Source organism: Mycobacterium sp. (genome assembly GCF_035570115.1).
In the GTDB taxonomy this organism is placed as follows: Bacteria; Actinomycetota; Actinomycetes; order Mycobacteriales; family Mycobacteriaceae; genus Mycobacterium.
The window spans coordinates 1-6,410 of the sequence record NZ_DATMLH010000164.1; the positions used below are offsets into that span (position 1 = coordinate 1).

The window sequence follows — 6,410 nt, forward strand, 5'->3', positions numbered from 1 at the left end:
GTGGTGATCGAGCTTTCCGGTGCGAAAAGCCGAGAAGCAGGCCTTCACGGCGAGCAGGTAGTCACGCAGCCGTGGACCGGGCCGTTCGAAGTCCACGCCGTAACGCCGCACGACATGCGTGCGCACCTGCGTGCCCAAGCCCAGCCGGAACTTGCCGCCGCTCGCTTCTTGAAGCTCCCACGCCGTGGCCGCCGTGACGAACGGACTACGCGGAAAAGCCACCGCGACGCCCGTGGATAGCTCGAGGGCGGGCGCGGCCAGCGACGCGACGGCGGCGTTCAGATAGGCGGTGCGGCCCGTCTCGGTGAACAACAAGCCGGAGAAGCCGGCGGACTGCGTTCGTCGGGCCAGCTCACCGGCTTGGCCCAGCGGCGCCGGAATCGTCATCGCGTCGACCTGCATGGCGGAACAGTATGCTGCGGGCGATAACGTGGGTAGACCTCAGCCGCGCGATGCCGTGCGAAATCTCTCCCGATAGGCCTTCGGCGAGACGCCGAGGTGGTCGACGAATACGCGCCGGAGGCTTTCTGGGCTGCCGAACCCTGCCATGCGTGCAGTGTCGGAGACGGTGCGGCCGGCGTCGAGTGCGGCACGGGCGGCATCGATGCGCACCATTTCGACGTAACGGGCCGGTGTCGTCCCAAGTTCGGACTGAAACAGCCGGGTCAGCTGCCGCGTACTCAAGGAGGCCCGCGTGGCAAGACTATTCACGCTGTGATTTGCCGCGGGGGCGGCCGAGATTGCATCGGTCACCTTGCGCAACGGAGACTGCGGCGGGAGGGCGGCCTCGACCAGCACCGAGAATTGCGATTGGCCACCCGCGCGTTTGAGATAGACAACCAACCACCGGGCCACGGCGCGGACCAGCTCGGTGCCGTGATCCATTTCGACTAACGCCAGCGCTAGGTCGATGCCTGACGACACCCCGGCCGAGGTGAAGACATCGCCGTCCCGAACGAAGATCGCATCCGGCTCGACGGTGATCTCGGGGAATGCCCGCGCAAACAAGCGGACATCATGCCAATGTGTGGTTGCGCGGCGGCCATCAAGGAGGCCGGCCTGCGCCAGGACGAACGACCCCGTGCAAATCGACGCTAGCCGCCGGGTCCGGCCCGCGACTGACTTGATCGCTTCGACGAGCTCGGGATCAATCGCGCGCCGGGGCAAGTCGTCGCTACCGGCGACCATGACCGTGTCAGCGGACTTGATTGACGAGATGGCGTCCGTGACGCCCAACCGCGTCCCGATCGAGGTTGTGACGTCGCGGCCATCGACCGATGCGATCTTAAGCCGGTAGTCGGCGCCAAAGCGGTTGGCTTCCGCGAAGACCTCACCCGCTCCCGCGACGTCCAACATGGTCACGTCGTCGAAGACGACGATAACCACCACTCGCGACTGCGCGTTGGCTTCAGCCACGGACTCATTGTGTCGCAATTTGTGGGAAAGGCGGCTGGAACGACACCGGTGGAATAGCGGCGCAGCGCCGCAAGATGGGCTAAGACAAGCAAGGAGCAATCATGGCCGTTGAGTCCATCGAAACCGTTGCCGGCATCGTCATACCCGACACCGCACTTGTGCGCGAGGCAACCGAGTTCATCCGCAGCGCCGAAGACGACGTGCTCTTTCACCATTCCCGACGCGTATTCCTGTTCGGCGCGCTGCATGGGCGGCGACTCGGCCTGCAATCAGACCTGGAACTGCTCTACGTTGCGGCGATGTTCCACGACCTCGGCCTTACCGCACGCTATGGCACTTCGACCCAGCGCTTCGAGATGGACGGTGCCGACGCAGCGCGCGACTTCCTGCTCGAACACGGCGTCGAGCAATCCGACGCCGACAAGGTCTGGCTAGGCATTGCCCTGCACACGACGCCCGAGATTCCCACCCGCCTTGACCCCGAAACCGCTTTGCTGGCAGCCGGTGTCAAGACCGACGTGGTCGGCGTCGGCCGAGAGGAACTCACCGCGGAAGCTGTCGAGGCGGTGACCGCCGCGCATCCACGTCCTGATTTCAAGAACCGCATCCTGGCGGCCTTCAACGACGGTATGAAGCACCGCCCGGGCACCACCTTCGGCACGATGAACGACGACGTGCTGGCGCATTTCGATCCCACATTCAAGCGGGGCAACTTGGTCGACATCATTCTCAGCGGCAGTTGGCCCGAATAGCGGAAGGAGCAGACAGATGGATATCTATGAAGCGCTGTACACCACCAGGATGATGCGCCGGTTGCGGCCGGATCCGATTCCGTTGGACACGCAGGCCCGCATCCTCGATGCCGCCGTTCGCGCCCCCAACGGGGGAAACACCCAACGCTGGCATTTCCTGGCCGTTGATGATCCAGAACTCAAACGCGAGTTCGCTCAGCTGTTCCGGCAGGCCCGAGTCCTTGAGTACGAAAATTTCAGGACGGGACCGATGGTAGCGCCGGCGCCGGGTGCCGACCCGGCCGCTCACGCCGAAACGATGCGCAGAATGAAAGGCTCAGGGGACTATCTGGCAGACCATTTCGAAGAGGTGCCCCTGTTGCTCTTCGTCTTCGCCATCGACGACTACGGCGGTGCCAACATTTACCCGGCGATCTGGAGTGCCTTACTTGCCGCCCGTGCCGAGGGCGTTGGCGGCGTCATGACGATGGTGCTCCGCCATTTCAAGGACAGGGTGAACGAGTTACTGGGCGTGCCCGCTGAGGAAGGCTGGACGATGTCGGCCATGCTGGCCCTCGGCTACCCACGGGGCAAGTGGGGTGTCGCAGCCAATCGGCATCCCGTGCACGAGGTTTCATCCCGAAACCGCTGGGGTGAACCATTCGGTGTCGAAGTTCCGCAGCCGCTGTGGCCGCCTCACGACGACATGACGGCCGGCCTGGCCGCGGTGGGATGAATCGCTGAGCTACGCGCCCAGGTGCGCCCCGAAGAACTCCCGCATCGCCGTCCAGTGCCGGTCGGCCGCGGCGGCGTCGTACGGCGGGTTGTCCGGAACGGCGAACCCGTGCGCGGCCGGGTAGGTCTCGATCGTGTGCTCGACGCCGGCCGCTGTCAGCGCCTTGTCGAGTTGCTCGGCATGGTCGGCGGTGAACCCGGCGTCGTTCTCCGCGCCGCCGACATACACGGCCGCCTGGATCTGGTCGGCCTTCAGATGCGGGCTGTCCTCGGTGTCGGTTACCAGCCCGCCGCCGTGGAACGACATCGCGGCGGCGACTCGGTCGGGTACCCGGCCGGCGACGACCACTGATGTCCGCCCGCCCATGCAGTAGCCGGTGGTGCCGAACCTGTCCCCGCTCACCTCGGGACGACCGGCGAGGTAGTCGAAGTATGCGCGGGCGTCGGCGGTCATCGTCTCCGGTGTGACGCTGCCGATCATCGACATCAGCCGCTTGCGCTCTTCGGGATCACCGAATGCGGTCTTCATGTCGATCGGTTTCCAGTCGCCGAGGCGGTAGTAGACGTCGGGCACCAGCACCGCGTAACCGAAGTCGGCCAGCTTGGCGCCCATCTCGTCGAAGCTTTCGCGCGCACCGCCGGCGTCGGGGTACATGACCACCCCGGGCCAGGGACCGTCGCCCTCGGGGGTGAACAGGCGGACGGTACAGGTGCCGTCGGGAGTGGTGATGGTATCGGTGATATTCGGCATGCCCTCCGTTCTACTCCCTGGCTTTGGACGTAAGGTGAACGGCGTGCCGATCGCTACGCCGTACGAGGATTTACTGCGTCTGGTGCTCGAGCAGGGCACACCCAAGGCCGACCGCACCGGCACCGGAACTCGCAGCCTGTTCGGCCACCAGATGCGGTACGACCTGTCGGCCGGCTTCCCGCTGATCACCACCAAGAAGGTGCACCTGAAGTCGGTGGTGCACGAGTTGCTGTGGTTTTTGCGCGGCGACTCAAACGTCGGCTGGTTGCAGCAACACGGAGTCACGATCTGGGACGAATGGGCCAGCGACAGCGGCGATCTCGGTCCGGTCTACGGCGTGCAGTGGCGATCCTGGCCGACGCCTTCCGGTGAACAGGTCGACCAGATCAGCGCAGCGTTGCAGCTGCTGCGGACCGATCCGGATTCCCGACGCATCATCGTGTCGGCGTGGAATGTCGGCGAGATCCCGCAGATGGCGTTGGCGCCGTGTCATGTGCTGTTTCAGTTCTATGTGGCCAACGGCCGGCTCAGCTGTCAGCTTTACCAGCGCAGCGCCGACCTGTTCCTCGGTGTGCCGTTCAACATCGCCAGCTATGCGCTGCTGACCCACATGATGGCCGCGCAATCAGGTTTGGCGGTCGGCGAGTTCATCTGGACCGGCGGTGACTGCCACATTTACGACAACCACATCGAGCAGGTGACCGAGCAGCTGAGCCGCGATCCGCGGCCCTACCCGACACTGGTTTTGGCGCATCGCGATTCGATCTTCGACTACACCTACGACGATATCGTCGTAGAGAACTACCACCCACACCCCGCGATCAAAGCCCCCGTCGCGGTATGAGGCGCGCATGAGCGAACTGGGCCTGATCTGGGCTCAGTCGACGTCGGGAGTCATCGGCCGCAGCGGCGGTATTCCGTGGCAATTGCCGGAGGACCTGATCCGCTTCAAAGCCCTCACGATGGGTCACACCGTGGTGATGGGCCGGCGCACCTGGGAGTCGCTGCCGGCGAAGTTTCGGCCTTTGCCGGGCCGCCGAAATGTCGTGCTGACCCATCAGACCGGCTTCGTTGCTGGAGGCGCGACGGTGGTGCGAAGTCTCGACGAGGGGCTGACCGATCCGGACACCTGGGTTGTGGGCGGCGAACAGATTTATGCGTTGGCGATGCCGCTGGCCAGCCGCTGCGAGGTTACCGAGGTCGACGTCGACCTGCCACGCGATGACGGCGATGTCATCGCTCCGGTGCTCGACGAAACGTGGGTCGGCACGACCGGCGAATGGGAGACGAGCCGCACGGGACTGCGCTACCGGTTCCACAGCTACGTTCGCTCCTGAGCACGCTATCTGCGCCGACGGCATGACTGACATACTCTCGATTAGAGGCCGGTCACAACGGGTCGAGCAGGCGATTTCAGAAGGGGAATTGACGATGGAACCCGAATTCGCGAGGACGTTTTCTCGCACGTTGGCGGGCTATAAACCGGCTGCGGTCGACGCCTACATCGAGATGCTGACCACTAAGCAGCGGTTGCTGCTCGACGACGTCGAGAGCCTGAGGGCCCGGCTGAAAGACCTCGACGATGAATCAGCCGGCTTGCGCAAGGAGGTGGCCCTCCTCACGGACACTTCACCGTCGCCGCACGCGGTGCAACAACGGATGGCAAAGATGCTGCGGCAGGCCGTCGACGAGGTGTCCGAGATGCAGGCGGAAGCGCGCACCGAGGCAGCGGCGCTGATCGCGGATGCCCAGGCCGAGGCCGACGCCGAGCAGCAAAAGCACAAAGAACTACTGGCGGACTTGAGTGCGCAGCTAAACGCCCGCCAAGCTGAATATGACGAAGCCAAAGCAAAGGTCGCGGCCGAATTGGACAGGATGACCGCTGAAAATCAATCGGCGATCGAGGAGGCCTTGCGGGACGCCCAGCAGGAACGTGAGCAGCTTCTCGCCGACGCGAAGCTGGAGGCTGATCACTATCGTGAGCAGGCCCGGCAGGCGGTGGACGAGGCGGGTCGGCAGCGAATCGAGATCCTTGAGCAACTGATGGGCGTGTACCGCGACCTGGAATCGGTCCCGGCCACCCTCGAGTCCGCTTACCATGAAGTCAAGAATGCAACGGAGGCGAGTGCAGAAGCGCCGTCGGAGGAGACAGTCAACGCTGGCTGAGCTCGCGGTGTTCTCGGCGCTGTGACCCGGCCCGTTAGGCTGACCGCCGCGCAGGCCCGGCGGATAGCCGTTGCAGCCCAAGGATTTAGCGAGCCGCGGCCCGCCGGCGTGGTCACGCGCGCGCACCTGCGACGGCTGATCTCGCGCATCCAGGTGCTGCAGCTCGATTCGGTGTCGGTCGCGGTGCGGGCCCACTATGCCCCGGTCTTCAGCCGGCTCGGGCCCTACGACCGGGGCGTTTTGGACCGTGCGGCGTGGGACCATTCGGCCCGGTCACCGCGGCTGCTGGTGGAGTACTGGGCGCACGAGGCCGCGCTGATGGCCGTCGATGACTGGCCGCTGTTGCGCTGGCGGATGCGTCAGTACCGGCACGGCCGGTGGGGCACTCACATCGTCAAGGCCAACCCGCAACTCGTCGAGGACGTCGTCGCCGCCGTCGCCGAACTCGGGCCGAGTACCGCCGGGCAGATCGAGGCGCATCTGGCCGCCGAGCCGCGCGGGCCGAGGGGCAGCTGGTGGGGCAGCCGCAGCAATACCAAATGGGTGGCCGAGGCGCTGTTCGCCTCGGGGGTCCTCACCACCGCCACCCGGGTGGGCTTCGCCCGGCACTA

General features: G+C 65.2%; 9 protein-coding genes. 6 read left to right on the forward strand and 3 right to left on the reverse strand.

The genetic code is table 11. The annotated features are described in order from the left end of the window. Positions 1-402 (reverse strand): LLM class flavin-dependent oxidoreductase (locus VNW74_RS15255; protein WP_325678226.1); only part of this gene is annotated, 402 nt, incomplete at its 3' end. A 39-nt stretch (positions 403-441) separates the two neighbouring features. Further along, complete coding sequence (locus VNW74_RS15260; protein ID WP_325678228.1) at positions 442-1,416, reverse strand: GlxA family transcriptional regulator; 975 nt, start codon at positions 1,414-1,416, stop codon at positions 442-444. A gap of 101 nt (positions 1,417-1,517) precedes the next feature. Between VNW74_RS15260 and VNW74_RS15265 the strand changes: the two genes are divergently transcribed. After that, positions 1,518-2,168: an HD domain-containing protein gene (locus VNW74_RS15265; protein WP_325678229.1), complete on the forward strand. Its 651-nt coding sequence runs from the start codon at positions 1,518-1,520 to the stop codon at positions 2,166-2,168. A gap of 16 nt (positions 2,169-2,184) precedes the next feature. Beyond that, positions 2,185-2,883, forward strand: coding sequence for a nitroreductase family protein (locus VNW74_RS15270; protein WP_325678230.1), 699 nt, complete (start codon positions 2,185-2,187; stop codon positions 2,881-2,883). Positions 2,884-2,892: 9 nt separating this feature from the next. Here VNW74_RS15270 and VNW74_RS15275 read toward each other — a convergent pair whose 3' ends face one another. Continuing rightward, positions 2,893-3,633, reverse strand: a complete 741-nt coding sequence (locus VNW74_RS15275; protein ID WP_325678232.1) for a dienelactone hydrolase family protein — start codon at positions 3,631-3,633, stop codon at positions 2,893-2,895. A gap of 43 nt (positions 3,634-3,676) precedes the next feature. On the opposite strand from VNW74_RS15275, the gene VNW74_RS15280 reads away from it, so the two are divergent. From VNW74_RS15280 to VNW74_RS15295, 4 genes are all read left to right on the forward strand, one after another. Beyond that, complete coding sequence (locus tag VNW74_RS15280) at positions 3,677-4,477, forward strand: thymidylate synthase (protein ID WP_325678234.1); 801 nt, start codon at positions 3,677-3,679, stop codon at positions 4,475-4,477. Positions 4,478-4,484: 7 nt separating this feature from the next. Then, a complete protein-coding gene (locus VNW74_RS15285) occupies positions 4,485-4,970 on the forward strand; it encodes a dihydrofolate reductase (RefSeq protein ID WP_325678236.1) in 486 nt (161 codons plus the stop codon). A gap of 94 nt (positions 4,971-5,064) precedes the next feature. Then, on the forward strand, positions 5,065-5,799 hold the full coding sequence (locus VNW74_RS15290) for a cell division protein DivIVA (protein WP_325678238.1): 735 nt from the start codon (positions 5,065-5,067) through the stop codon (positions 5,797-5,799). Positions 5,800-5,820: 21 nt separating this feature from the next. Further along, the coding region (locus tag VNW74_RS15295; protein WP_325678240.1) for a DNA glycosylase AlkZ-like family protein at positions 5,821-6,410 on the forward strand (590 nt) is incomplete at its 3' end.